Genomic DNA, 24,302 nt, shown 5'->3' on the forward strand with positions numbered 1-24,302 from the left:
GCCTCGGGGAAAACCAGTTCGGGCTATAGCGGCGCCGCGCGCGCGGCGCAACATGGATCATGCGAGAGAGCGGACCGTGCAGCCCCGCTCTGCCGTCGGTCCACGGACGAGATACTGTCTATGGCAGGGCAACGCCCTCGCACAGATAATAGCTGCCGCTGTTGCCGCTCGCTTCGCTTTCATTGTCGATGGGCCGGACCGAGACGAGATCGAGTTGCGTTGGCCCCGTCCGCGTTATCGAGAGGACATCGGGAAAGACGTAACCGGGCTCCTGGCAGATCGCCGTCACCGCCCAGCTTGGCGAAGCTGTCGCCTTGCTGATCTGAACGAACTCGCAATTGTATTCGACGCCCTGCAGGCCGTGCGCCGAAAGCACTATGTTGCCGGCGTCGATCAGCGTCTGCAGCGTGGCCTTCCTGGCCTGTGTGCAAAGCTCCTCGGACTGCAAATAGACGCCTTCGATGAAATCATCCGCGGCGAGCGCGGGCGATGCCGCGAAAAACATGGACACGCAAAGAGATCGCCTCAAAGCCATGGTTTCATTCCGCTTTAGCCGCTTCTAAATCGTAATCGTCTCGCCGATCTTCGGCAACGCCACCGTCACGCCGGATCCTTCCAGGCCGGCCTCGAATTTTTCGGCGGTCGGATCGATGATCGGAAACGTGCCGAAGTGACAGGGGATGACGGTCTCGAACTTGAAGAAGCGACGGCAGGCGAGCGCGGCCACCGCACCGCCCATCGTGAAGCGGTCGCCGATCGGCACGATGCCGACCTTCGGTTCATGCAACTCGTTGATCAGCGCCATGTCGGAAAAGATGTCGGTGTCTCCCATGTGATAGAGCGTCCTGTCTTCCGGGAAATGCAGGACGAGACCGCCCGGATTGCCGAGATAGGTGTTCTGGCCGCCCTCGCCCGGGAACGAGGATGAATGCAGCGCCTGGACGAAAGTGGTGGTGAAGCCGCCGCAATCGACGGTACCGCCGATGTTGCCGGGATTGATCTTCTTGTCGCTGACGCCCTTGCCGACCAGGTACATGCAGATTTCGAAATTGGCGACCAGCTGGGCGCCGCTTTTGCCGAGCACTTCCACCGCGCCGCTGATGTGGTCTGAGTGACCGTGCGTCAGCAGTACATGCGTGATCCCCTCGGCCGGCCCCTCCCAGCCGCCCGTCCAAGACGGATTGCCGATCAGGTAGGGATCGATGAGAATCTTGGCGTCAGCGGTTTCGATGCGGAAGGCCGAGTGGCCGTACCAGGTCAGTTTCATGAATGCATTCCTCGATTTTTGCCTTGCCTCAGGATAGAACGCCGACAGCCCTGAGATCAAAGGGTTACTGTGTCCGCCGTGCGTTCGCGAGAACACATGGCGGTGAAAGGCGAAGGACGGCCGTTGGGCATTATCACGATCGAGGAATTGCCGGCGCGGCTCGCCGGCGGCAGAACGCTGGCAGGGCTTGACCTCGGCGACAAGACGATCGGCGTCGCGGTCTCGGACCAGAGGTTTTCCTTCGCCCATCCGCGCCCGGTGATCATGCGAAGGAAATTCTCGCTCGATGCCGCGGCGCTGCTGGCCCTGCTGCAAAAGGAGAATGTCGGCGCGGTGGTGCTTGGGCTGCCGATTAACATGGACGGTTCGGAAGGGCCGCGTGCGCAGAAATCACGCGCCTTCGTCCGCAACATGGCGCAGATGAGCGATCTGCCCTTCGTGCTCTGGGATGAAAGGCTATCGACGGTCGCGGCCGAAAGGACACTGATCGAGATGGATTTCTCGCGCCGCAAACGCGCCGGCAAGATCGATTCGGCGGCTGCCGCCTTTATTCTGCAGGGAGTTTTGGACCGGCTTCAGTCGCTCGCTGTATCCGCTCGAACGCAACCTGACCCGCCCAGCGCCGCTTGACCCAGCCGGCGATTTCGCGGCGGCGGCGAAACGCCCAGAGCGCCATCAGCAGAAAGCCGTCGAAGATGCAGGCCTTTGCCACCATGCCGGGGATGGTCGCGGGGTCGATGCCGAGCATCTGGCCATAGAGCTGGAAGACGAAATCGTGCAGCTGCCGGCTCAGCATGACATAGCCGAAGTTCATGTCGTTGAGCGACAGGTAGAACCAGCCCCAGAACAGCGCCATCGGAGCCGCCCACAATGCGAAGATGTAGCGCATCAGTGGCCTCCCCCGGGATTCGCGCCTGTCCGGCCGGATATGAGCGAAAGCAGCGAATTGTGGGCCGCAGCCTTTGCCATGCCGTGCGCGACGGCGCGGACCTCGCCTTCACCCGCCACCGCCGCGACAGCGGACCGCCGCTCGGCGAGCATGGCGACATAGGACGCCAGAAGTGCGGCCAGTTGCACGGCGACAACCATGAACAGCCCATTGATGCCTTGCGCGGCGCCACCGATGACGATCAGCGACAACACGCCGGACGCGGAGATGAACGCGACGCGGGCAACGCTGTCGACGCCGGAGTTGGTCGCATCGTTGATCAGGGTTTCGACAAAGGCCCAGAAGAACAGCACCGCGACGATAAGCAATGCAATGGCGAGCGGCGCCACGACGACGACATTGTCGAGATCGACGAAGCGAGTCCCCTCGATAGTGGCACCCAACACGCCAAGCGCCGCCGCCACACCGCGATTTCCGTCGATGCAGATCAGCGCCAGCAGGGCGAAAACGATCGCCCAGTGCAAGGCCAGAAAGGAGGTCAGTACGTGTCGCATCGGTGTTCCTGCTTCGCAAAGCAGAGAACGGCCAATTTGAACCATTCCTTGCTCTCGTCAGGACAGTGGGCTTTGCCGCCCGCCACGGCAATGGAAACCATTTGTTAAGGTTAACGGCAATTAACGATGTGCATGAGGATGCCTCCTGGCGCCCCAAAATGACGGATGGCGCCGGTTTCTTGCGATTCTGTGACGCTCAATTCACCGGTGGATAGAGCGTGTCGATGATCATGCGCGCATCGTGGCGCGAATCGAGCATGCCGTACGTGTTGCGCCACTGGCCGGCCAATCGCGTCTCGACGAAGGCATCGGCGATCCGCCCTGCCCCCAGCCGGCGCAATTCAGCCGCTGCCGCCGACAAAGCCAGCTGTTCGGTGAGCAGCCGGGCCGAGCCGTCGTCGGTCGCGGCAACCTGCATCGCCGCCCTCAGCACGCCGATCGTGCCGCGTCCGCCGGCGCCGAGATCGCGGTCGATGCCGGCCAGCACATCGTCGAACAGACCCGGCGCGCGGCCAAGCACGCGCAGTACGTCGAGCGCCATGACATTGCCGGACCCTTCCCAGATCGCGTTGACCGGGGCCTCGCGATAATAGCGGGCGAGCGGCGCCTCCTCGACATAACCATTGCCGCCGAGGCATTCCATCGCCTCGTAGAGCAGCGGCGGCGCGATCTTGCAGACCCAGTATTTGACGACCGGCGTCATGGCGCGGGCAAATGCCGCCTCGCCGCGGTCGCCCGCCGCCTCGTCGAAGGACCGCGCCAGCCGGAACGACAGCGCTGTGGCGGCGGCGACATCGAGCGCCATGTCGGCCAGCACGCGCTGCATCAGCGGCTGCTCGATCAAAGTTGAGCCAAACACCTGTCGGTGGCGGGCGTGATGAACGGCCTCGGCAAGGCCAGCGCGCATGATCGCCGACGACGCCACCGCGCAGTCGAGCCGGGTCAAGGTGACCATGTCCATGATCGTCTTCACGCCGGCACCGGGCTCGCCGACCATCTCGCCGATGGCATTGACGAATTCCACTTCGGAGGACGCGTTGGAACGGTTGCCGAGCTTGTCCTTCAGCCGCTGAAAGCGGAAGCCGTTGCCCGAGCCGTCGCCGAGAACACGCGGCACGAGGAAGCAGGACAGTCCCTCCGGCGCCTGTGCGAGCACCAGGAACGCATCCGACATCGGCGCCGACATAAACCATTTGTGTCCGGTCAGGCGATAGAACCCGCTGCCGGCGCGTTCCGCCCTCGTCACATTGGCGCGCACATCGGTGCCGCCCTGCTTCTCGGTCATGCCCATGCCGAGCGTCAGCCCGGTCTTCTCGACCGGCGGCTTCTGGCTCTGGTCATATTTGCGCGTCGTCACACGCGGCGCCCATTCGCGAAACAGTTTCGGGCTGGCCATCAAGGCGGCAAGCGAAGCGTTGGTCATGGTGATCGGGCACAGATGCCCGGTCTCGAGCTCCGCCGTCAGATAGAACCGCGCAGCGCGGACCTGATGGCGGCGGCCGATCTCGGCGTCGCCGTTTTCCCACACCGAGGAGTGCAGTCCATTGGCCACCGAGCGGCGCATCAAGGCATGATAGGCGGGATGGAACTCGACCACATCGATGCGCCGTCCCTGGCGATCATGCGTCCTGAGCTTCGGCGTCTCGACATTGGCCAGACGGGCCAGTTCCTGCGCCTCCTGCGTCAGCACGAAACGGCCGAGCCCATCGAGATCCTTGCGCACCGGATCGGAAAAACGCTCGGCCAGCTGGATCAGCAACGGATCGCCCCGCCAGGCGTTGCCGCCTGTCAGCGGCGGCGGCTGGTTCGTCACGTCGTCGGTCACGCCCAATCCTTCTATCGGTAGAAAGGTCCCTGTCGTCGGAAAGCCACGAATCCGAGGCCATCGGCTAGATATAGCCGAAGCGTTGCTGCGCGCGCGATGAAAATACCGGGGAGAACGGCCCCAATGCAAAGCTGGCGCTTGCAGCCGCAAAATCTCCACCCTATAGCAGCGCCTTGAGATGACCGACGCTTCGTCCCTGCCACTCTATCCTCACCGCCATCTTCTGGGCATCCGCGATCTTTCCCCCGCCGACATCGAGCTTCTGCTCGACCGCGCGGACCGGGCGGTCGCGATCTCGCGGCAGTCCGAGAAAAAAACCTCGACGCTGCGCGGCCGCACCCAGATCAACCTCTTCTATGAGGCCTCGACGCGGACGCAGTCGTCGTTCGAGCTGGCTGGAAAACGGCTCGGCGCCGATGTCATGAACATGTCGGTGGCGAGCTCCTCGGTGAAGAAGGGCGAAACGCTCATCGATACGGCGATGACGCTGAACGCCATGCGGCCCGACATCCTGATCATCCGCCATCAGTCGGCGGGCGCGGCGGCACTGCTTGCCCAGAAGGTCGGCTGCTCGGTGGTCAATGCCGGCGACGGCGCGCATGAACACCCGACACAGGCGCTGCTCGACGCGCTGACCATCCGCCGCGCCAAGGGTCCGCTGTCGAAGCTGATCGTGGCCATCTGCGGCGACATATTGCACTCGCGCGTGGCGCGCTCCAACATCATGCTGCTCAACGCGCTTGGCGCGCAGGTGCGGGTCGTCGCGCCGTCGACGCTGTTGCCTGCTGGCATCGAGAAGATGGGCGTCATCGTCACCCGCTCGATGGCCGAAGGCCTCAAGGGCGCCGATGTGGTGATGATGCTGCGCCTGCAGCGCGAGCGCATGGAAGGCGCCTTCGTGCCGTCGGTGCGCGAATATTTCCGCTATTTCGGCCTCGATGCCGAAAAACTGAAGGCGGCCAAGGGCGACGCGCTGGTCATGCATCCCGGTCCGATGAACCGCGGCGTCGAGATCGCCTCGGAAATCGCCGACGGCCCGCAAAGTGTCATTCAGGAACAGGTGGAGATGGGCGTTGCCGTGCGCATGGCGGTGATGGAAGCGCTGCTCGACCCGCGCCGGAACCACGAGGGCCGCGGCGCATGAGCATAACGGTCTTTGAGCGCGCGCGCATCGTCGACCCCTCGCGCGGTATCGACGAAATCGGCACTGTCGTCGTCGATGGCCGCAAGATCGTCGCCGCCGGCAAGGCAGCGCTGAACCAGGGCGCGCCCGACGGCGCCGCCGTCATCGACTGCGCCGGCAAGGCGATCATTCCAGGCCTGATCGACGGCCGCGTCTTCATTGGCGAACCGGGCGGCGAGCATCGCGAGACCATCGCTTCGGCGAGTGTCGCGGCGGCGGCCGGCGGCGTCACTTCCATCGTCATGATGCCCGATACCGATCCTGTGATCGACAATGTCGCGCTGGTCGAGTTCGTGCTGCGCACAGCCAAGGACACGGCAAGCGTCAACGTCTTTCCCGCGGCGGCGATCACCAAGGGTCTCGACGGCCGCGAGATGACCGAGTTCGGCCTGCTGCGCGAGGCCGGCGCTGTCGCTTTCACCGATGGCCGCCACACCATCGCCAGTGCGCTGGTGATGCGCCGCGCGCTGACCTATGCGCGTGACTTTGGCGCCACCATCGTGCATGAAACGCAGGACGCCGACCTCGGTTCGTCCGGCGTCATGAACGAAGGCCTGTACGCTAGCTGGCTCGGCCTTTCCGGCATTCCGCGTGAAGCCGAATCCATCCCGCTGGAGCGCGACCTCGCGCTGGCGCGGCTGACTCGCGGTTCGTACCATGCGGCGAAGATCTCGACGGCGATGGCGGCAAACGCGGTGATGCGCGCCAAAGCCGACGGCGCGGCCGTGACATCGGGCGTGTCGATCCACAATCTGTCGCTCAATGAAAACGATGTCGGCGAATACCGCACCTTCTTCCGCCTGACGCCGCCATTGCGCGCCGAGGAAGACCGGCTGGCGATGATAGAGGCGCTCAGGGACGGCACCATCGACATCATCGTCTCCTCGCACGATCCACAGGATGTCGACACCAAGCGCCTGCCCTTTGCCGACGCGGCGGCAGGCGCCATCGGGCTCGAAACGCTGTTGGGCGCCGCCCTGCGGCTCTACCACAATGGCGACGTGCCGTTGCTTCGGCTGATCGAAACCCTGTCCACCGCGCCGGCAAGATTGTTCGGCCTGCCCGGCGGCACGCTGAAGCCAGGCGCGATTGCCGATCTTGCGCTGATCGATCTGGACGAACCCTGGATCGTCGCAGAGAGCGGCATTCGTTCGCGCTCGAAAAACACCTGTTTCGAAGGCGCGCGCCTGCAGGGCAAGGTCTTGCAAACGCTGGTGGCGGGCCGCACAGTGTTCTCGGTCTAGGGTGTGCTGATATTCAGGTGATGCCGGCCTGCAAACGGCGGGTTCCTGCGCTTCCGGTGCTCACGTACCAAAAGTACGCTCCGCTCCGGTTCTCGGAACCCACCATTTTCGGCTCGCCTGACCTGAATCTCAACACACCCTGCCAGTGTCAGGCGCGGCACGCCGATCGAGGGAATGCGGGGGAAACAATGACTTACGGTCCAATCCTGGCGCTGGTGTTCGGCTATTTGCTTGGCTCGATTCCTTTCGGGCTTCTGCTCACGCGCGCCGCCGGCCTTGGCGATGTGCGCAAGATCGGCTCGGGCAACATCGGCGCCACCAATGTGCTGCGCACCGGCAACAAGGGGCTTGCCGCCGCGACACTGCTGCTCGACGCGCTGAAGGGCACGGCCGCCGTGCTGATATCAGGCCATTTCGCGCCTGAATTGGCGATCTGGGCCGGCCTTGGCGCCTTTCTCGGCCATCTCTTCCCGGTCTGGCTGGGATTCAAGGGCGGCAAGGGCGTCGCCACCTATCTCGGCGTGCTGATCGGCCTGGCCTGGCAGGTGGCGCTGATCTTCGCCGTCGTCTGGCTGGTGATGGCATACCTGTTCCGCTATTCCTCGCTGGCAGCGCTGACGGCTGCCGTCATCGTGCCGATCGCGCTCTACGTCCTGAGCACGCCGCGGATTGCCGCGCTATTCGTAGTGATGAGCATCATTGTCTTCATCAAGCACCGGGAAAACATTTCGCGCCTGCTTGCCGGTACCGAAGGCAAGATCGGAGCCAAGGGGTGAGCGATCGCGCCACCGGGGTGAGCAATCGTGCCACCGGGGTGAGCGAGCCGGCCGCCGGGCCGCGCCTCAGCGACCGGCAACGGCTGAGCTGGCTGCGGCTGATCCGCACCCAGAATGTCGGCCCCGCTTCCTTTCGCGACCTGATCAACCGCTTCGGTTCGGCCGAGGTGGCGCTGGAAATGCTGCCGGAACTGATGATTTCGGGCGGCGCCAACCGGATCGCCCGCGTCCCGTCGATCGCCGAAGCCGAGGCCGAGTTGGAGACAGCCCGAAAGGCTGGCGCGCGCTTTGTCGGCATCGGCGAAGCCGACTACCCGCCGCTGCTGCGCAGCATGGATCATCCGCCGCCACTGTTGGCGGTCAAGGGCAATGCCGCGGTGTTCCGGCTGCCAGGGGTCGCCATCGTCGGGGCGCGCAACGCATCGCTGGCCGGCATCAAGATGGCGCGCATGCTGGCGGCGGACCTTGGCCGCGACGGCTATGGCATCGTCTCGGGGCTGGCACGCGGCATCGACACGGCGGCGCATCAAGGCAGTCTGTCGACCGGCACGGTCGGTGTGCTGGCTGGAGGGCTCGACCTGCCCTACCCGCCCGAAAATGCCGGCCTGTGCGAAGAAATTGCCGAGCGCGGCGCCGTCATCTCGGAAATGCCGTTCGGCTGGCAGCCGCGCGCCCAGGATTTTCCGCGCCGCAACCGCCTTGTCGCGGGTGCTGGCCTTGGGCTGGTGGTGGTCGAGGCCGCGCAACGCTCTGGCTCACTGATCAGCGCCAGGCTCGCCGGCGAGATGGGCCGGCTGGTCTTTGCCGTGCCCGGTTCCCCACTCGATCCGCGCGCCGCCGGCACCAACGGCCTGCTCAAGGACGGCGCCACCCTGGTCACCGAGGCCTCGGACGTTTCCAGGGCGATCCAGCCGCTGACCGGCATGCGGGCGCCCGATGTGCCGCCGTTTCAAGACCCGCCCGACTTCTCGGTCACACCGCCGCCGGGCGAGAGCGATCGCACCCGCGTCATCGAGGCGCTCGGTCCGACGCCGGTGCCGGTCGACGAGATCATCCGCCACACCGGCCTGCATCCGGCCCAGGTGTTCATGGTGCTGCTGGAACTCGACCTCGCCGGTCGCCTCGAGCGTCATGCCGGCGGACATGTTTCGCTGGTTTTCGAAGCTTCCTGAAGGGCAGCGTCAATCCCTGATCCGTTCCGCGTCGTCATCGCCGCATGCAGGCAGGTAGGTAATTGCTGCCAGACCTTGGCGATGTGCAAATTGAATAACCGCGCAGGCCGTCAAACACCTTCAACCTCGCCCGCGAGCCCGAAGAAACATTTTTCTTATAAACAGTGGAATCATACCGTTGTAGAGCCGTTTGCTCTCGTTGACGAAATTTGAAAGGCTCGAAAGCTTTTCGTCAATTCGATGCAATGCAGCCTGGCTATTTTGGGCCGCGCTGTTGAGCGAAGCAGAACCACCAACGACGGAGTCTGAAAGGCCGGACAGCTGCCCTTCAATTCGATGCAATCTAGCCTGGCTATCGTGGGCCACCCTGTCGAGCGAAGCGGTGCCATTAACGACAGACTCTGAAAGGCCGGATAGCTGTTCTTCAAGTCGATGCAATCTAGCCTGACTGTCATGGATCACCCTGTCGAGCGAAGCGGAGACATCAAGGATCGGAGCAATTTTTGCAATTTCGGGTCCAATGGCTTTGACCTGTTCGCCAAGCTCCATCAATGACGCGACATTGCTCTCCAGCGTTTTTGTGTTTGATCGCAGCAATTCCACGAGCGCAGCCTGGTCTGGCGAAATCTGCCATCCATGCATCTCCTTCACGATGGCAGCCCATCTGCGGGGCGGAACCGAAACGCCGATCTCCTCGATCCAGCACGCCGTGGCAAGCGACCGCTCGTCAGCGGTCGTATTCGTATCGGCCTCAATGGCCTGATTGTAGACCCGGAGATGCTCTTCGACGAAGTGCGGGACATCAGCCACTTCACGAAAATAGGCGGAAACCTTCGCCGCATCGCCGGCATCGAACCGCGAGATTGCCGCCATCAGATCTTCGACGGTGGTCGGCCTCGTCAAAAGGCCCACCCCGAGGTTCATTTGCCGCCACGCCTCCATGTTTGTCGTATCGAGCAAACCGGCGAAGCCACGCGCGTCGCAGACGACAACCGAACACCCCACCGCTGCGGCTTCAATGGCCATGCGGGCAGTTGCAAACACGATGTCGTATTCGAGCAAATCCCTTTCGAGTTGATGGGAAAAGCGTCCTGTAGCCGGACCCAATTCATCCAACAGAATGTTGCTTTTCGAGCAGGCTTCGCGCACCGCCTGCTGGTGTTCGAAATTCTTGGTCAGCAGCAGCCCTCTGGCGGGTCTGGAAGGCAGCGGCAGGCGAGGCTTGAAACGGTGAAGGTCGACCGCGTTGTAGATGAGGTCCAGTCTATCAACTGGCACACCGCGCGACAGGCATTTGGCCTTGCACGCTTCATCGACCGCGATCCAGCGGCGTATCTGCGGATGAAGCATTGGAGCTTCGACCTCGAAGAAAGCGCTGTGGCAGGAATACACGGCTGGCACATCGGGAAATCGCGCCAGCGCGGTCAGACAGGGCGTCAAATGCTGACCATGAATGACATCGGGCTTTTCGACGATCTCCGCAATTCGGTCCACCACATGGTGTCCTCGTCTGCGCATTCTGTCGGCCATATCGCCAAGGGTTGGAGCCAACACCATGGTTTGATGACCGGCGCCGCGAAGCCCGTCGGCCAGCAATTCAACAACGGCTTCGGTACCGCTGTTGTGCGACACGAACAGATTGGTAATGAGGATTCGCAAATCCTGCCTCCATTAGCGCTTTTCAATGTCTGCATTGGCGACGAGGATAGCGGGGGCGTCGACTATACAGGCATGTAAAAACGGGGCCTGCGCCTAAGCCCACGTCGATGTTGGGGAACCCCTTGATACCAGGGGCGTCTTAGCATCAATCGCAAAAAAGCGGATATATCCCGAAACCTGGATTGAAGCTCTCTATGCCCGAAAAAGTGCAACATGTGTTGATCCTGGCCCATCCGGGGCATGAACTCAGGATCCACCATTGGCTCGAGCTTACCAAGCCGAGGGTTTACCTTTTGACCGACGGATCGGGTGGCCGTCAAACGGCACGAACACAATATTCCCGTGACATCGTCGAAGCGGCCGGCGCAACGTCCGGCGCGGTCTTTGGCGACGTTCCAGACACCGCCTGGTACGAGGCCCTGCTGGCAGGCAATCGCAAATTCTTCACTGATGTGCTGACAAGAATCAGCACCGACCTGGAAGACGCCCAGGACATTCAGGTCGTTTCGGACGCCGTAGACGGCTACAATCCGATACATGACCTGGCATACGCATATGGCAGCGTTCTCAACGCGCTTGTGAGAAAACACGGCGACGGACGTAAACATATCTGCTCGGCGGCAGTCCCCAACGTAGCCGGAACTGTCGAAGCGGAACTCCCGCTGGACGCAGCGGCTCGCGCAAGGAAAATCGCCGCGGTCAAATCCTATACGCCTCTGGCGGACGAAGCCCGCCAGATACTCGAGCGGGATCCGCAGTCCTTCGACCGGGAGCTTCTCATATCCCAGAATTTCAACTGGAACGGGCCTTGGACGCCCGAATGGGAACGAATTGGCAAGGAACGGGTGGCGGCTGGGCGCTATAAAAGATGCATAACCTACGCAGACAATGTCCAGCCGATCGCTCAGCACCTAATGTCTGAAGCCTGTCGGGACCACGCATCGCGCAAAGTTGGGTTTTTGGCTTAAAGTTTGGCTTTTGGCTTCGAGGGGCTAACGACGGCGTGGCCGGCGTTTATAACCGGGCGCTCTATCTGCGCGAGCGCCGGCGGCTTTGAACGCGTGGGCGGCTAATGTCGAGAGACTCGACCCAGCGACGCGGCCGGAGTGAAAAAGGGCTGGACCCAGCCTAAAACGCAAAAAGCCCGCTCGGCCGAAAGCCGAGCGGGCCGCTTTTGGCAGAAGCCGATTACTTGCAGTTCTTCAACAGCTTCATTGCCTTTTCGGCATTGCCCTGGGAATCATAGGCCTTGGTTCCCGCATCGGTCACCTTCTTGCCATCCGGCTTCGTGTTGACCACGGAGCATTTCTTGGTCGTAGCGTCCTTTCCTACCCAATACTGGGTGGCGGCAAACGCTGGCATGCTGACGAGCGCAACAATCGAAGCTGTAACCAGAACCTTGCGAATCATAGTGTTCTCCCAAATTAAGCAAGAGCTAATTTTCTTGCGCCGACACAGCTATCGTTGCCTTGGTGACCGATCCGTGACGTTCACAGAGGATCACGACTATTTGATCGCCTGATCGCGTTCCCTGGCGCGCCGCGATGACGGGGTTCGTTTTGGGGACCATCGCTATAGCGCCCGCGGGCGCATTCGAGAACTGGTCGGGTCCCGGATATCATGTCCTCGCAGCTTACTACCTCGTAGTTGGACGTATTCGAGCGAAGCTCGTTGCAATGCCGCGCTCGCGACGCTCCCGCAGGAGGAGCGGGCGGCCGATGCGGAGTGCGACTATGAGGCAACCGTCGATTCCAGCCTGCACAGAGGCGTGATGAGCGGCGCGGTGCGGTTTCTGTTACCTGCGCCGTTACCTATTTTTCGATCCACAGCGAAGCGTTCAAGCGCTCGACCTCATGCAATGTGTTTAATTTACTAAGATATTGTTGGTGAGCGCGATGGGATTCGAACCCATGACCTACTGATTAAAAGTCAGTTGCTCTACCGGCTGAGCTACGCGCTCCCGCGGGCTCGAAAGGCCGCCCTCGAAATTGCGCGGAACATAGGGAGAGTGCCTCGACCGGTCAACCGGAAAAACAGCACCGGCAGGCCAACCTTTCGCAGCAATGCCATATTGGCCGATCGGCTGCCTTAAGCACGGCGTCGACGGCCCTGCAGAGCAGTCGAACGAGTGGTTGCCGGTCCCACTTCCAAGCCAGAGAAACATTACAAATCAGCAACTTGGCGTTTTGCGAGGAACCATCGACCACCTCGTCCGTTCTCCCACCACAAGGGACGTCAATCACCCTTTCGAAGGAGAAGAAAAATGAACAAGATCGTATCGGGTATGCTGGCGGCCACTCTGTCGGTTTCGTTTGTTGCGGCCGCCATTCCGGCCAATGCAGCGCAGATGTTCGTGCCGCAGGCACCGGAGGCCTCGTCGAATATCCTGAACGTCGAAGCCCGCAATGGCAGTCCGACCAACGGCGATGTCCAATGGCGGCGTCACGGGAACAACCGTCAGTTCCATGGCAACCGCAATTTCGGCGGTCGTAACTTTGCCCGAAACAACAATGGCGGCGTCTATTGGAATGGTCATCGCGGCTACCGCGAATACCATCGCGGCTATCGTCGCCACGGCGACAACTGGTTCCCGCTGGCTGCCTTTGCCACTGGCGCGCTAATTACGGGCGCGATCATCAACAACGAGAACAACCGCGTCTATGAAGGCAACTCGCATGTGCAGTGGTGCTACGACCACTATCGCAGCTATCGCTCTTCGGACAACACGTTCCAGCCGAATTATGGCCCGCGTCAGGAGTGCCGTTCGCCCTATTGATTACGGGTGAGTACGAGTAGCTGACAGTGTTGCGTACAAAGGTCCGTGCCCGAAATGGCGCGGGCCTTTTTCGTAAACAACGGCGAGCCAGGATCAGCCTGCCCAGCTGACGCTCTTTAAGATGAGATAAAGCGCAACGCCTTCACTACCCGGCGAGCGGTACGCCCCTAGGGCGTCGCAAATTTGAACCGCTGCAGCGGTCAATTCCCAACCGAGCACTTCCAACTCATCATCCGCATCCGTCACGTAGGACTGGGCCAGCTCGTTAATGCTGTTCTTCTCGCCGAAGGATCGAACCAGCTTTGCGTCGCTGAGAAGATCGTCGGGAAAATTTGAATTTGCCCAGGCCCACAAGCCAATTGTCTGCCTTGGCGCTCGTGGAGCCGGCAATCTGAATCCCGGCGATCACCTTGACGGCTCCGTCCTTGGAAAACAGGAGCCTTCCCGTCGTCATGTCATAGTCATAGCGTGACCAGCTGCCGAGGCGGAATTCTTTTTGCAAGCGACAGTTCTTGGCATTCAGTTGCGCAATGGCCTCGTCACGCCAAGCAGGATACCAGTCTGGCTTCATTTACCTCTCGTCCAGCGCTCAAAATCTGATGGTACTTACTATTGCACGCTCAGCGTCCTGCGCACAGCATCGCGCCAGCCCGCGAGTTTGGCTGAGCGCGTCGAATTGTCCATGTCTGGCTGGAAGCGCCGTTCGAGTGCCCAGCTTTTCGCGAACTTCTTGGCATCTGGCCAGACGCCCGCTTTCGAACCGGCCAGCCACGCCGCACCGAGCGCCGTCGTCTCCAGAATGGTCGGGCGGTCGACCGGTGCATCGAGGATGTCGGCCAGGCGCTGCATGGTCCAGTCCGACGCCACCATGCCGCCATCGACCCGGAGCACGGTCTTGGCCGAAGCGCCCTTCCAGTCCTTGCGCATGGCGTCGAGCAGGTCGCGCGTCTGGTAGGCGACGGCTTCGAGCGCGGCGCGAGCAAACTCCGCCGGCCCGGAATTGCGCGTCAGGCCAAAGATGGCGCCCCGCACCTCGGCATCCCAGTGTGGCGCGCCGAGCCCGACAAAGGCCGGCACCAGATAGACTTCTTGAGTCGGATCGGCTTCGGCCGCCAGTTTGCCGCTCTGCTCAGCCTTGCCGATGACCTTGATGCCATCGCGCAGCCATTGCACGGCGGCACCTGCAATGAAGATCGACCCTTCCAGCGCATAGGTCGTCTTGCCGTTCAGCCGGTAGGCAATGGTGGTCAGCAGCCGATTCTTTGAGCGCACCAGATCGCTGCCGGTGTTGAGCAGCGCAAAACAGCCGGTACCGTAGGTCGATTTCATCATGCCCGGCTCGAAGCAGGCCTGGCCAATGGTCGCGGCATGCTGGTCGCCGGCAACGCCGAGGATTCTTATCCCGGCACCGAAGAGATCTTTCCCCGTGATTCCATAGTCATCGGCACAGTTTTTTATGTCAGGGAGCATTTTTGCCGGGATGTTGAGAATGGACAGCAGCTCGTCGTCCCAGGCATTCTCTGCGATGTTGTAGACCAGAGTGCGTGAGGCGTTGGTGGCGTCGGTGGCGTGGACCTTGCCGCCGGTCAGTCGCCAGATCAAAAAGCTGTCGATGGTGCCGGCCAGCAATTCGCCTTTCTCGGCGCGCCGCCTGGCTCCTTTCACCTTGTCGAGCATCCAGGCGATCTTGGTGCCGGAGAAATAAGGATCGAGCAGCAGGCCAGTCTTGCGGGTGAATTTTTTCTCAAGCCCCTGCTTCTTGAGCTTCTGGCAAAGCGGCGCGGTGCGCCGGTCCTGCCAGACGATGGCATTGTGGATCGGCTTGCCGGTCGCCTTGTCCCAGATGACGACGGTTTCACGCTGATTGGTGATGCCGAGCGCGGCCACCTCGGAAGCATGCCGGCCCGCCTTCTTCAGCGCCGCCTTCACCGTCGTCACGACGCTCGCCCAGATTTCCTCTGGATCGTGCTCGACCCAGCCGGAGGCGGGATAGTGCTGGGTGAATTCCTTCTGCCCGCTGCCAACGACCTTCATCTGGCCGTCGAACAGGATCGCCCGGGTCGATGTCGTCCCCTGGTCGATTGCCAGCACAAAACCGCTCATTCCCATTTCCTCCGCCTCGATACGAACAGGGGAGACAGCTACATGCCGCCTCCCCCAATGTCACACGGGCGCGAACGCCCGCTAGGACAGTCCTATTTCTGCCAGCTCTTGACCAGTTCGTCCTACCAGCATGACGCCTCCTCCCAGGCCTTCCGCATCAGCTCAAAACCCACTTCATTCGGCGGCCACGACATGCTGCCGGCTTATGCCGCGCATGAATTCATCGAGCGATGCCACCTGCTCGCGCCCGAGATGCAGGCCACGCTTGGTCCTGCGCCACAACACGTCCTCGGCGGTGACGGCCCATTCGCTGTCAATGAGGTAGCGCACCTCGGCCTCGTAGAGGTCGGCACCGAAATTGCGGCCGAGATCGGCATTCGATTTGGCCAGGCCCAGCAGAACCTGCGCACGCGTCCCGTAAAGCCGGGTCAGCCTGCGGGCCAGGCGTGCGTCGAGGAACGGATAGGCCGATTTCAGCTTCGCCACTTGCGCGTCGAAGCCGGTGGCCGGAAAATCTCCGCCCGGCAGCGGCGCGCTTGCCGTCCACGGCTTGCCGCGCTTGCCGAGAAAACCCTCGATCTTTTCCAGCATCGATTCCGATAGCCGGCGATAGGTGGTGATCTTGCCGCCGAAAGCATTGACGATCGCAGCAATGCCCTCGCCGCCATCGGCCTTGATCACATAGTCGCGCGTCGCTTCCTGCGCCTTGGAGGCGCCGTCATCATAGAGCGGGCGGACGGCCGAATAGGTCCAGACGATGTCCGAGCGCTTGACCGGTTGCGCGAAATATTCGCTTGCCGCGGCGCACAGGTAGTCGATCTCGGTGTCGCTGATCTTCACGTCATGCGGGTCGCCGGGATAATCCTGGTCGGTGGTGCCGATCAGCGTGAAGTCTTCCTCGTAGGGAATGGCGAAGATGATGCGGCCGTCCCTGTTCTGGAAGAAATAGGCACGCGGATCATCGAACTTCTTGGCGATGACGATGTGGCTGCCCTGCACGAGGCGGACATTGTGCACATCGTTGAGGCCGACGACGCCGGACAGCACGTGATCGACCCACGGCCCGGCGGCATTGACCAGCAGCCTTGCCTTGATCTCCTCGGTTTCGCCGGTCCGCACGTTCTCGATCGTGACTGTCCACAGGCCGCCTCCGCGGCGCGCGCCGACCACCTTGGTACGGGTACGGACCGTTGCGCCACGATCGGCGGCGTCGCGCGCGTTCAGCGCCACCAGCCGCGCATCGTTGACCCAGCCATCCGAATACTCGAAAGCCTTCTTGAACAGCGGCTTCAAAGGCTTGCCGGCCGGATCCCTGGTCATGTCCAGCGTCCTGGTCGCCGGCAGCAATTTGCGTCCGCCAATGTGGTCGTAGAGAAAGAGACCAAGCCTGATCAGCCAGGCCGGGCGCAGGCCCTTGGCATAGGGCAGCACGAATCGCATCGGCCAGATGATGTGCGGCGCGTTCTTCCACAAAACCTCGCGCTCCATCAGCGCCTCGCGCACCAGGCGGAATTCATAGAATTCGAGGTAGCGCAGGCCGCCATGGATCAATTTTGTCGAGCCCGAGGAGGTCCCGCTGGCCAGGTCGTTCATCTCGGCGAGAAAGACGGAAAACCCACGCCCGACAGCATCGCGGGCAATGCCGCAACCATTGATGCCGCCACCTATAACGAAAATATCACGGATCGGAGATGCGTCCACAAATTCCTCCAACGATTTCGCATTGCACCATTTCTGGCTTTTTACGAAACCGTGGCGGAATTATTTCGAAATGAGAACGAATGTCAAACGAAATAACACAAACCCATGAAGCCCCTGATGAGGCGCTGAAAACGCTTAACCGACCGAAGTCTCGATCAGCTGAACCTCGGCTTCCTGGCAGATCTTGCGCACTGACGGGATGTCGCAACGATCGGTGATGAAAGTGTTGACCTGCGACAGGTGTCCGATGCGCACCGGCGCGGTGCGCTCGAACTTGGTCCGGTCGGAAACCAGGATGACATGCCGCGCATTGGCGATGATTGCCTGCGCCACTTTCACCTCGCGAAAATCGAAGTCGAGCAAGGCGCCGTCATGGTCGATGGCCGAAGCGCCGATCACCGCATAATCGACTTTGAACTGCCGGATGAAATCGACCGCCGCCTCACCGACGACGCCACCATCGGAACCGCGCACGACGCCACCGGCGATCACCACCTCGATCGACGGATATATGCGCATCCTGTTGGCAACATTGATGTTATTGGTAATGACCATGAGGCCGCTGTGATCGAGCAGCGCCTTGCTGACCGACTCCGTCGTGGTGCCGATGTTGATGAAGAGCGAGGCGTTGTCGGGGATTAGCCTGGCCGCCGCGCGACCGATCGCCTCCTTCTCGTCGGCGGCGATCTTGCGCCGCGCCTCATACTCCATGTTCTCGATGCCCGATGGGAACAGCGCACCGCCATGGATGCGGGAAAGCAGCCGCTGGTCGCACAGGTCGTTGAGGTCCTTGCGAATGGTCTGCGGCGTCACATTGAAATGGGTGGCCAGATCATCGACCAGCACGCGACCATGATCCTTGGCCATCTGGATGATTTCGGCGTGGCGTGGCGACAGATACATGGGCGAGCTCCCGTTTTCGTTTTTCTTGTCTATAGTCGAAAACGAAACTGATGAAAAGGCATAAGCCGGCTAATGAAACCGACATGATTTGCAAAGACATATGCCAGCGCACTCCGAACTGGGCCTGATCAGGCGAAGCCGCGCGCGATTTCGGTGATGACGGTGAAGGCGGCATCGACGTCGCCGGCGGTCGCCTCGAACTGGCCGACCTGGAAACGAATTGCCACCCTGCCATCGACCCGCGTCTGCGTCAGGTAGATGCGGCCATCATCGTTGATCGCATTGACCAGCCGCAGATTGTGTTCGTCCGCATCAATGCCGGTCGCAGCCTTGTGCCGGAACGAAAACAGCGACAGCATCGGTTCGCTGACGATCTCGAAATCCGGCTCCCTTGCCAGCCGCGCGGCAAGGCCCTCGCTCCAGGCGACATGGTTGCGGATCATCGTTCGCAGGCTCTCCAGCCCATGGGCGCGCAGCAGGAACCATAGTTTCAGGGCACGAAACCGGCGGCCGAGCGGCACCGACCATTCGGAATAGTTGATGATGCCGTCATGGCCGTGGGTCTTGAGGTAATCCGGCTTGATCGCCAGCGTCCGCACATGGCTTTCGGGGTCACGCAGGAACTGGATCGAGCAATCAAATTGCGCGCCCAGCCATTTGTGCGGGTTGAAGACGATGGAATCCGCCGCTTCGACACCCGCCCAGAAATGCCGATACTCGGGGCAAATCATCGCCGATCCGGCCCACGCCGCATCGACGTGAAGATAGAGGCCATGCCGTCGCGCGACATCGGCAACCGCCGCGATGTCGTCGGTGCCGCCAGTGCTGGTACCACCGACGCAAGCGATGATGCCGGCCGGCAGCAGCCCCGCTTCCCGGTCGGCGACAATTGCCGCCTCAAGCGCCGCCGTGTCCATGGCGCGAAAATCCCCGCCGACGGGAATGCGCACCAGATTGTCCTCGCCGATACCGGACACCCAGATCGCCCGGTCGATCGAGGTGTGCACCTGATCCGAGGAATAGATGCGCAACCGTGCCTGCCCGGCCAGTCCCGTTTTGTTGCCCTGCCAGTCGAGCGCCCGCTCGCGCATGGTCAGCACCGCGGCCAGTGTCGCCGAGGACGCAGAATCCTGGATCACCCCGGAAAACCCTTCCGGCAGGCCGAGCGCCTGGCGCATCCAGTCGACGGTCCGCGTTTCCAGCTCGGTCGCCGCCGGCGACGTCTGCCACAGCATGCATTGCGCGGCCATCGCGGACACCAGATATTCCGCCACCACCGAGACCGGTGCCGCATTGGCCGGGAAATAGGCGAAAAAGCGCGGATGCTGCCAATGCGTCATGCCTGGCAGGATCTTCTCTTCGAAATCGGCAAAAATCCTGTCCATCGGTTCGGCGTCTTCGGGCGGCGAAGCTTCTATGTTTCTGAAAATATCGCCCGGTTCGACCAGCGGTCGCACCGGCCGCTCGCGCAAAGTGTTGCGGTAGTCGGCGCCCCAATCGGCGGCACGCCGCGACCATTGCCGAAAATCATCGTTGTTCATTGCGCTCTCCCGAACATCGCCGAGCGAGAACCAGCCGCCGTAGCGGGATCCTCAAATGGATATTGATTAACATGTGAAATATATTCCGGCAATGCCTGTGAAACAGGTCCGCCACCTATCCCGGAAAATCCGGCAGGCTGGCAAAAGCCGTTTTCAGCGCATTCGACCAACCATCCGAGATGGTGCGGTAGTACTGGTCGTCCTGGCCGATCCGCTTCTTCAGGCCGACCTTGAAAGCGTCCTTCTCCAGGAAGAGCAGGTCGAGCGGCAAGCCGACCGACAGGTTCGACTTCAGCGTCGAATCGAACGACACCAGAAGCAGCTTCACCGTCTCGGCGAGGCTCATCGTCTTTTCGTAGGCGCGAATGATGATCGGCTTGCCGTATTTGGTCTCGCCGATCTGGAAGAACGGCGTGTCGTCGGTCGATTCGATGAAATTGCCTTCTGGATAGATCATGAACAGACGCGGCTCGCTGCCCTTGATCTGGCCGCCGAGGATGAAGGAGGCGTTGAAGTAGGAATCGGCCTTTTCGCCAGCTGGTGACGAGCTGGCGATGACCTCCTTGACCGTATCGCCGACCAGCCGCACCGTCTGGTACATCGACGGCGTCTCCAGCAACGTGGCGTGACGATCGGCAATTGCCTTGGTGCGTTCGTCAAGCAGGCTGACCACGGCCTGTGTCGTCGCCAGGTTGCCGGCAGACATCAAAACGATGACGCGCTCGCCCGGCTGCTCCCAGACATGCATTTTTCGAAAGGTGGAGATCGAATCCATGCCGGCATTGGTGCGCGTGTCCGACATGAACACGAGCCCGCGATCGATCTTCAGGCCGACGCAATAAGTCATGGAATCTCTTTAACGGCAATCCTAGGGGATTACTGCTCTACCGTAACGGTGACCGCAAGCTGTTCTTCCGCCTGTCCCAGCCGAATTCCCGACACCGGCGTGGCATCGCGATAATCGCGCCCTGTCGCCACCTTTACATAGCGCTCGTCCGGAGAAATGCCGTTGGCGGCGTCGAAGGCGACCCAGCCGAGACCCGCGACATGCGCTTCGGCCCAGGCATGGCTCGCGGCCTGCTCGACAGTCGTATCCAGCATCAGATAGCCGCTGACATAGCGGGCCGGAAAGCCCATGGCGCGCGCGGCGGCGGCAAAGATGTGGGTGTGATCCTGGCAGACGCCGGTCTTCAGCGCCAAGGCTTCCTCCGCCGGCGTCGTCGCATTGGTAGTGCCGGGCGTATAGGCGACGCGTTCGCCGATCATGGCCATCAGCCGGTGCAGCCTTTCGATGTCGGTGCCCTTGCCGACCGACGCGGCAAGGTCGCGAACACCGCCGCCGATCGCCGTCAATGGCGTTTCATGGCTGTAGAGCCAGAGCGGCGTGAAACCCTGATGTGGTCCGGATACACCTGCCGTATCGCGCGTCACCACTTCGCCTGATGCTTCCACCGTGATGAAGTCGCGCTCGCCCTCGACGCTCAGCAGCCTTGTGTCGTTGCCGAAATGGTCGACAAAGCGAACCTCTTCGCGCGCGCCTTCGATGGCCAGCGCCCAGGACAGCACGGTCTGCGTCGATCCGCTGACCGGAAGCAGCCGCAACCGCTGCAGGAGATAGTGCACCGGCGCATCGTAGCGGTATTCGGTCCGGTGGGTGATCTTCAGCCGCATATTTGTTGTCCGTTTGCGAGCATCATCTCGACCGAAAACCGGTTCCCACTTTTCGCCATCGCGGTCCTTCGGTTCGGGATCATGCTCAATTGAACCGGTAATCCTGTGCGATCTCGTCGCCGAGCCTGGTGTTGTCACGAATGAAGTTGGCGAGGAATTCATGCAGGCCGGTGTCGAATATGTCCTTGATCGACCCGGCTCTCAGCATGGCTTGCGTCGTGTCGGCGGTTGCGTGGCAGGCATGGCGTTCGCCGTAGTCGTCGCCGAGGAATTTCAGATGTTCGGCCAGGAAGCGGTAGCAGAAGGTCAGCGAGCGCGGCATGCGGACATTGAGGATCAGATAGTCGGCGATGTTGGTCGGCTTGTAGTCAGCGTCATAGACCCAGCGGTAGGAGCGGTGCGCCGACACCGAACGCAGGATCGATTCCCACTGGTAGTTGTCGAGCGTCGAGCCGACCCAGGAGATCGACGGCAACAGCACGTAGTATTTCACGTCGAGGATGCGCGCCGTGTTGTCGGCGCGCTCGACATAGGTGCCGAGCTGCGAGAAATCGAAGATCTCGTTGCGCAGCATGGTGCCATAGAACGAGCCGCGGATCAGCGCCGTCTCGCGCTTGATCGCATCGAGCACGCTGGGCAGGTCGCGCTCGTCGATCGGCCTTGCCAGCATCCGCTTCAGCGACATCCAGGCTTCGTTGATGCTTTCCCAGGTCTCGCGCGTCAGCGCGGTGCGCACCATGCGGGCATTGTTGCGAGCCGTCTCGATCGCCGCCATCGTGCTCGATGGGTTGGACGTATCGCGCAACAGGAAGTCGGCGACATTGGCTGCGGTATATTCAGAATATTTCTGGCTGAAGGTGACGTCCGAACCGGCACTAAGCAGCACGGAACTCCACTCCTCAGACGCGCTCTGGGTGCGGGTCAATGCCATGCGCAGGCCGGCATCAACAAGGCGTGCCATGTTTTCCGCCCGCTCGATGTAGCGGTTCATCCAGTAAAGCCCGTTGGCGGTGCGGCCTAAAAGCATTTCAACGTGCCTCGATATTGAGCGAGTAGGGAATAGCGAATAGCGAATAAGGGAAAAAATCGCTTCATGACTTTTGTTGCAGGCTCCTGATCATGGAACGCAGCATTTTCCCGATCTCCTCGGCTTGGCTAAGCAAACGTACCACTTCTGCTTCGATCATCAGTCCTACTTTTCCGGACAAGATCAGGTGTGTTTCCAATTCTTTGAGAGACCCCTGCGCCATGCGAAGAAATTGAATGAATGACCCTGTATTTTCTCGTCCATGTCCTTCGGCGATATTCGCGGCAATCGATACGGACGACCGCCGTATCTGGGAGGTCATCCCGTAGATTTCGCTGCTTGGAAAAGCCTTCGTTGCCGAATAGCAATCTACGGCCAACTCGACAGCCGCCTTCCAAACAATCAAGTCCCTGTAAGAATTGATCGCCGTCTCACTGCCCCCCTTTTCCTTCTTTCCCTACTCGCTATTCCCTACTCGCTATTCCCTCATCTCAATCATCCAGCACCCACGTATCCTTGGTGCCGCCGCCCTGTGAGGAATTGACGACCAGCGAGCCTTCCTTGAGCGCGACGCGCGTCAGCCCGCCGGGTACGATCTGGATGCGGTCGGAGACCAGCACATAGGGCCGCAAATCGACATGGCGCGGCGCCAGCCCCTTTTCCGTCAGGATCGGGCAAGTCGACAGCGCCAGCGTCGGCTGGGCGATATAGTTCGATGGCCGTGCAGCGAGTTTCTTGGAAAAATCCTCGCATTCCTTCTTGGTCGCGGCCGGCCCGACCAGCATGCCGTAGCCGCCGGAGCCGTGCACTTCCTTGATCACCAACTCGTCGATGTGTTCGAGCACATATTTCAAACTGTCGGGCTCCGAACAGCGCCAGGTCGGGATGTTGCCGAGGATAGCCTTGCGACCGGTGTAGAATTCGACGATCTCGGGCATGTAGGAATAGATCGCCTTGTCGTCGGCGATGCCGGTTCCCGGTGCGTTGGCGATGGTGATGTTGCCGGCGCGGTAGACATCCATGATGCCGGGTATGCCAAGCGCCGAATCCGGCCGGAAGGTCAGCGGGTCGAGGAAGGAATCGTCGACGCGGCGGTAAAGCACATCGATCTGCTTGTAGCCTTCCGTGGTGCGCATCGCGACATGGCCGTCGACAACGCGCAGATCCTGGCCTTCGACAAGCTGCACGCCCATCTGGTCGGCAAGGAAAGCGTGTTCGAAATAGGCGGAGTTGAAACTGCCTGGCGTCAACACGGCGATGGTCGGCGTGCCCTTGGTGCTTTGCGGCCGCACCGCCGCCAGCGACTGGCGCAGAAGCTGCGGGTAGTTCTCCACCGGCCGCACCTTGATCTTCTGGAACAGCTCGGGGAACAGCTGCATCATCGTCTCGCGGTTCTCCAGCATGTAGGAGACTCCCGACGGTGTGCGTGCATTGTCCTCCAGCACGTAGAATTCGTCCTCACTGATGCGGACGATGTCGACGCCGATGATGTGGGTGTAGACGCCGGCCGGCGGCCTGACCCCAATCATTTCCGGCAGGAACGCCTCGTTTTTGGCGATCAATTCCCTGGGCACGCGGCCGGCGCGCAGGATCTCCTGGCGATGGTAGATATCGTCGAGGAAGGCATTCAGCGCCTGCACACGCTGTTCGATGCCTTGCGTGAGGCGCCGCCACTCATTGCCCGAGATGATGCGTGGAACGATATCGAACGGGATCAGCCGTTCGGAGGCCTCCTGCTCGCCATAGACGGCGAAGGTGATGCCGGTCTTGCGGAAGACGCGTTCGGCGTCCTGCATCTTCTCGGTAAGCCTGGCCGGATCCTGCTCCTTCAGCCAGCGATCATAAGCCGAATACGGTCTTCTCAATCCGGAGACTTCCGGAAGCATTTCATCGAACGCTGCCAATCGCATACTCCCCTGTGACGCCATTTCACTGGCGTCGCCGGAGAAAATCAAGCGTAATCGGTGATTTGAGAGGTGCGGAAGACCAGTATGTTGCGCCTGCCTAAAAT

General features: G+C 61.3%; 25 protein-coding genes and 1 tRNA gene. 7 read left to right on the plus strand and 19 right to left on the minus strand.

Annotated elements, in window-relative coordinates; genetic code table 11:
* Window positions 1-118: 118 nt before the first annotated feature.
* Window positions 119-535: a hypothetical protein gene (locus BPNPMPFG_RS05185; protein WP_258593651.1), complete on the minus strand. Its 417-nt coding sequence runs from the start codon at window positions 533-535 to the stop codon at window positions 119-121.
* 24 nt (window positions 536-559) lie between these two features.
* Window positions 560-1,267 carry a metal-dependent hydrolase gene (locus BPNPMPFG_RS05190; protein ID WP_258593653.1) on the minus strand — a complete coding sequence of 236 codons (708 nt, stop codon included), beginning with the start codon at window positions 1,265-1,267 and terminating at the stop codon, window positions 560-562.
* A gap of 123 nt (window positions 1,268-1,390) precedes the next feature.
* Between BPNPMPFG_RS05190 and ruvX the strand changes: the two genes are divergently transcribed.
* Window positions 1,391-1,897, plus strand: a complete 507-nt coding sequence (ruvX, locus tag BPNPMPFG_RS05195) for a Holliday junction resolvase RuvX (RefSeq protein WP_258593655.1) — start codon at window positions 1,391-1,393, stop codon at window positions 1,895-1,897.
* Here ruvX and BPNPMPFG_RS05200 read toward each other — a convergent pair.
* From BPNPMPFG_RS05200 to BPNPMPFG_RS05210, 3 genes are all read right to left on the minus strand, one after another.
* Window positions 1,815-2,156: a DUF6105 family protein gene (locus BPNPMPFG_RS05200; RefSeq protein WP_258593656.1), complete on the minus strand. Its 342-nt coding sequence runs from the start codon at window positions 2,154-2,156 to the stop codon at window positions 1,815-1,817. The two genes, ruvX and BPNPMPFG_RS05200, sit on opposite strands and share 83 nt — an antisense overlap.
* A complete protein-coding gene (locus BPNPMPFG_RS05205; protein ID WP_258593657.1) occupies window positions 2,156-2,710 on the minus strand; it encodes a hypothetical protein in 555 nt (184 codons plus the stop codon). Before BPNPMPFG_RS05205 ends, BPNPMPFG_RS05200 begins: the two co-directional genes overlap by 1 nt.
* A 196-nt stretch (window positions 2,711-2,906) precedes the next feature.
* Window positions 2,907-4,535: a DNA alkylation response protein gene (locus BPNPMPFG_RS05210; RefSeq protein ID WP_258593658.1), complete on the minus strand. Its 1,629-nt coding sequence runs from the start codon at window positions 4,533-4,535 to the stop codon at window positions 2,907-2,909.
* A gap of 178 nt (window positions 4,536-4,713) precedes the next feature.
* On the opposite strand from BPNPMPFG_RS05210, the gene BPNPMPFG_RS05215 reads away from it, so the two are divergent.
* From BPNPMPFG_RS05215 to dprA, 4 genes are all read left to right on the plus strand, one after another.
* A complete protein-coding gene (locus BPNPMPFG_RS05215) occupies window positions 4,714-5,679 on the plus strand; it encodes an aspartate carbamoyltransferase catalytic subunit (RefSeq protein ID WP_258593659.1) in 966 nt (321 codons plus the stop codon).
* Complete coding sequence (locus tag BPNPMPFG_RS05220; RefSeq protein ID WP_258593660.1) at window positions 5,676-6,962, plus strand: dihydroorotase; 1,287 nt, start codon at window positions 5,676-5,678, stop codon at window positions 6,960-6,962. Before BPNPMPFG_RS05215 ends, BPNPMPFG_RS05220 begins: the two co-directional genes overlap by 4 nt.
* 188 nt (window positions 6,963-7,150) lie before the next feature.
* Entirely contained in the window at window positions 7,151-7,738 is a 588-nt protein-coding gene (gene plsY, locus BPNPMPFG_RS05225) for a glycerol-3-phosphate 1-O-acyltransferase PlsY (RefSeq protein ID WP_258593662.1), read from the plus strand.
* A 38-nt stretch (window positions 7,739-7,776) separates the two neighbouring features.
* Window positions 7,777-8,910 carry a DNA-processing protein DprA gene (dprA, locus tag BPNPMPFG_RS05230; RefSeq protein ID WP_258597065.1) on the plus strand — a complete coding sequence of 378 codons (1,134 nt, stop codon included), beginning with the start codon at window positions 7,777-7,779 and terminating at the stop codon, window positions 8,908-8,910.
* 120 nt (window positions 8,911-9,030) lie between these two features.
* Here the strand turns inward: dprA and BPNPMPFG_RS05235 are convergent, their stop codons facing one another.
* The gene (locus tag BPNPMPFG_RS05235; RefSeq protein WP_258593663.1) at window positions 9,031-10,569 is read right to left on the minus strand and encodes a glycosyltransferase; all 1,539 of its coding nucleotides are present in this window, start codon (window positions 10,567-10,569) and stop codon (window positions 9,031-9,033) included.
* A 194-nt stretch (window positions 10,570-10,763) separates the two neighbouring features.
* Here BPNPMPFG_RS05235 and BPNPMPFG_RS05240 point away from each other — a divergent pair, with 194 nt between their 5' ends.
* On the plus strand, window positions 10,764-11,537 hold the full coding sequence (locus BPNPMPFG_RS05240) for a hypothetical protein (RefSeq protein WP_258593664.1): 774 nt from the start codon (window positions 10,764-10,766) through the stop codon (window positions 11,535-11,537).
* 220 nt (window positions 11,538-11,757) lie between these two features.
* On the opposite strand, the gene BPNPMPFG_RS05245 is transcribed toward BPNPMPFG_RS05240, so the two are convergent.
* Window positions 11,758-11,979, minus strand: coding sequence for a hypothetical protein (locus tag BPNPMPFG_RS05245; RefSeq protein ID WP_258593665.1), 222 nt, complete (start codon window positions 11,977-11,979; stop codon window positions 11,758-11,760).
* 474 nt (window positions 11,980-12,453) lie between these two features.
* Window positions 12,454-12,529, minus strand: a tRNA-Lys gene (locus BPNPMPFG_RS05250).
* Between the two features lie 303 nt (window positions 12,530-12,832).
* Between BPNPMPFG_RS05250 and BPNPMPFG_RS05255 the strand changes: the two genes are divergently transcribed.
* A complete protein-coding gene (locus BPNPMPFG_RS05255; RefSeq protein WP_258593668.1) occupies window positions 12,833-13,345 on the plus strand; it encodes a BA14K family protein in 513 nt (170 codons plus the stop codon).
* A gap of 93 nt (window positions 13,346-13,438) precedes the next feature.
* On the opposite strand, the gene BPNPMPFG_RS43110 is transcribed toward BPNPMPFG_RS05255, so the two are convergent.
* From BPNPMPFG_RS43110 to BPNPMPFG_RS05305, 11 genes are all read right to left on the minus strand, one after another.
* On the minus strand, window positions 13,439-13,699 hold the full coding sequence (locus BPNPMPFG_RS43110) for a DUF6882 domain-containing protein (protein WP_413776834.1): 261 nt from the start codon (window positions 13,697-13,699) through the stop codon (window positions 13,439-13,441).
* Window positions 13,611-13,916, minus strand: coding sequence for a DUF6882 domain-containing protein (locus BPNPMPFG_RS05260; protein WP_258593670.1), 306 nt, complete (start codon window positions 13,914-13,916; stop codon window positions 13,611-13,613). The genes BPNPMPFG_RS43110 and BPNPMPFG_RS05260 overlap by 89 nt, the downstream gene beginning before the upstream one ends.
* Window positions 13,917-13,954: 38 nt before the next feature.
* Window positions 13,955-15,448 carry a glycerol kinase GlpK gene (glpK, locus tag BPNPMPFG_RS05265; protein WP_258593672.1) on the minus strand — a complete coding sequence of 498 codons (1,494 nt, stop codon included), beginning with the start codon at window positions 15,446-15,448 and terminating at the stop codon, window positions 13,955-13,957.
* 174 nt (window positions 15,449-15,622) lie between these two features.
* Entirely contained in the window at window positions 15,623-17,149 is a 1,527-nt protein-coding gene (gene glpD, locus BPNPMPFG_RS05270) for a glycerol-3-phosphate dehydrogenase (RefSeq protein WP_258593674.1), read from the minus strand.
* Between the two features lie 135 nt (window positions 17,150-17,284).
* The gene (locus BPNPMPFG_RS05275; RefSeq protein ID WP_258593676.1) at window positions 17,285-18,052 is read right to left on the minus strand and encodes a DeoR/GlpR family DNA-binding transcription regulator; all 768 of its coding nucleotides are present in this window, start codon (window positions 18,050-18,052) and stop codon (window positions 17,285-17,287) included.
* 128 nt (window positions 18,053-18,180) lie between these two features.
* Window positions 18,181-19,593: a pyridoxal phosphate-dependent decarboxylase family protein gene (locus BPNPMPFG_RS05280; RefSeq protein WP_258593678.1), complete on the minus strand. Its 1,413-nt coding sequence runs from the start codon at window positions 19,591-19,593 to the stop codon at window positions 18,181-18,183.
* Window positions 19,594-19,708: 115 nt separating this feature from the next.
* A complete protein-coding gene (locus BPNPMPFG_RS05285) occupies window positions 19,709-20,440 on the minus strand; it encodes a proteasome-type protease (protein ID WP_258593685.1) in 732 nt (243 codons plus the stop codon).
* Between the two features lie 29 nt (window positions 20,441-20,469).
* Window positions 20,470-21,264: a transglutaminase family protein gene (locus tag BPNPMPFG_RS05290; RefSeq protein ID WP_258593687.1), complete on the minus strand. Its 795-nt coding sequence runs from the start codon at window positions 21,262-21,264 to the stop codon at window positions 20,470-20,472.
* Between the two features lie 85 nt (window positions 21,265-21,349).
* The gene (locus BPNPMPFG_RS05295) at window positions 21,350-22,291 is read right to left on the minus strand and encodes an alpha-E domain-containing protein (protein WP_258593689.1); all 942 of its coding nucleotides are present in this window, start codon (window positions 22,289-22,291) and stop codon (window positions 21,350-21,352) included.
* 64 nt (window positions 22,292-22,355) lie between these two features.
* On the minus strand, window positions 22,356-22,670 hold the full coding sequence (locus BPNPMPFG_RS05300; RefSeq protein WP_258593691.1) for a four helix bundle protein: 315 nt from the start codon (window positions 22,668-22,670) through the stop codon (window positions 22,356-22,358).
* A gap of 112 nt (window positions 22,671-22,782) precedes the next feature.
* Window positions 22,783-24,195: a circularly permuted type 2 ATP-grasp protein gene (locus tag BPNPMPFG_RS05305; RefSeq protein WP_258593693.1), complete on the minus strand. Its 1,413-nt coding sequence runs from the start codon at window positions 24,193-24,195 to the stop codon at window positions 22,783-22,785.
* Window positions 24,196-24,302: the final 107 nt, after the last annotated feature.

Source organism: Mesorhizobium sp. AR07 (assembly GCF_024746815.1).
Taxonomy (GTDB): Bacteria; Pseudomonadota; Alphaproteobacteria; order Rhizobiales; family Rhizobiaceae; genus Mesorhizobium.

Coding starts and splice junctions, on each gene's coding strand:
- BPNPMPFG_RS05260 (WP_258593670.1), bottom strand. CDS start 13,916: ATGAAGCCAGACTGGTATCCTGCTTGGCGTGACGAGGCCATTGCGCAA.
- BPNPMPFG_RS05290 (WP_258593687.1), bottom strand. CDS start 21,264: ATGCGGCTGAAGATCACCCACCGGACCGAATACCGCTACGATGCGCCG.
- plsY (WP_258593662.1), top strand. CDS start 7,151: ATGACTTACGGTCCAATCCTGGCGCTGGTGTTCGGCTATTTGCTTGGC.
- BPNPMPFG_RS05220 (WP_258593660.1), top strand. CDS start 5,676: ATGAGCATAACGGTCTTTGAGCGCGCGCGCATCGTCGACCCCTCGCGC.
- BPNPMPFG_RS05200 (WP_258593656.1), bottom strand. CDS start 2,156: ATGCGCTACATCTTCGCATTGTGGGCGGCTCCGATGGCGCTGTTCTGG.
- BPNPMPFG_RS05185 (WP_258593651.1), bottom strand. CDS start 535: ATGGCTTTGAGGCGATCTCTTTGCGTGTCCATGTTTTTCGCGGCATCG.
- BPNPMPFG_RS05205 (WP_258593657.1), bottom strand. CDS start 2,710: ATGCGACACGTACTGACCTCCTTTCTGGCCTTGCACTGGGCGATCGTT.
- BPNPMPFG_RS05255 (WP_258593668.1), top strand. CDS start 12,833: ATGAACAAGATCGTATCGGGTATGCTGGCGGCCACTCTGTCGGTTTCG.
- glpK (WP_258593672.1), bottom strand. CDS start 15,448: ATGAGCGGTTTTGTGCTGGCAATCGACCAGGGGACGACATCGACCCGG.
- BPNPMPFG_RS05285 (WP_258593685.1), bottom strand. CDS start 20,440: ATGACTTATTGCGTCGGCCTGAAGATCGATCGCGGGCTCGTGTTCATG.
- BPNPMPFG_RS05280 (WP_258593678.1), bottom strand. CDS start 19,593: ATGAACAACGATGATTTTCGGCAATGGTCGCGGCGTGCCGCCGATTGG.
- BPNPMPFG_RS05245 (WP_258593665.1), bottom strand. CDS start 11,979: ATGATTCGCAAGGTTCTGGTTACAGCTTCGATTGTTGCGCTCGTCAGC.
- BPNPMPFG_RS05215 (WP_258593659.1), top strand. CDS start 4,714: ATGACCGACGCTTCGTCCCTGCCACTCTATCCTCACCGCCATCTTCTG.
- BPNPMPFG_RS05190 (WP_258593653.1), bottom strand. CDS start 1,267: ATGAAACTGACCTGGTACGGCCACTCGGCCTTCCGCATCGAAACCGCT.
- BPNPMPFG_RS05295 (WP_258593689.1), bottom strand. CDS start 22,291: ATGCTTTTAGGCCGCACCGCCAACGGGCTTTACTGGATGAACCGCTAC.
- BPNPMPFG_RS05275 (WP_258593676.1), bottom strand. CDS start 18,052: ATGTATCTGTCGCCACGCCACGCCGAAATCATCCAGATGGCCAAGGAT.
- BPNPMPFG_RS05240 (WP_258593664.1), top strand. CDS start 10,764: ATGCCCGAAAAAGTGCAACATGTGTTGATCCTGGCCCATCCGGGGCAT.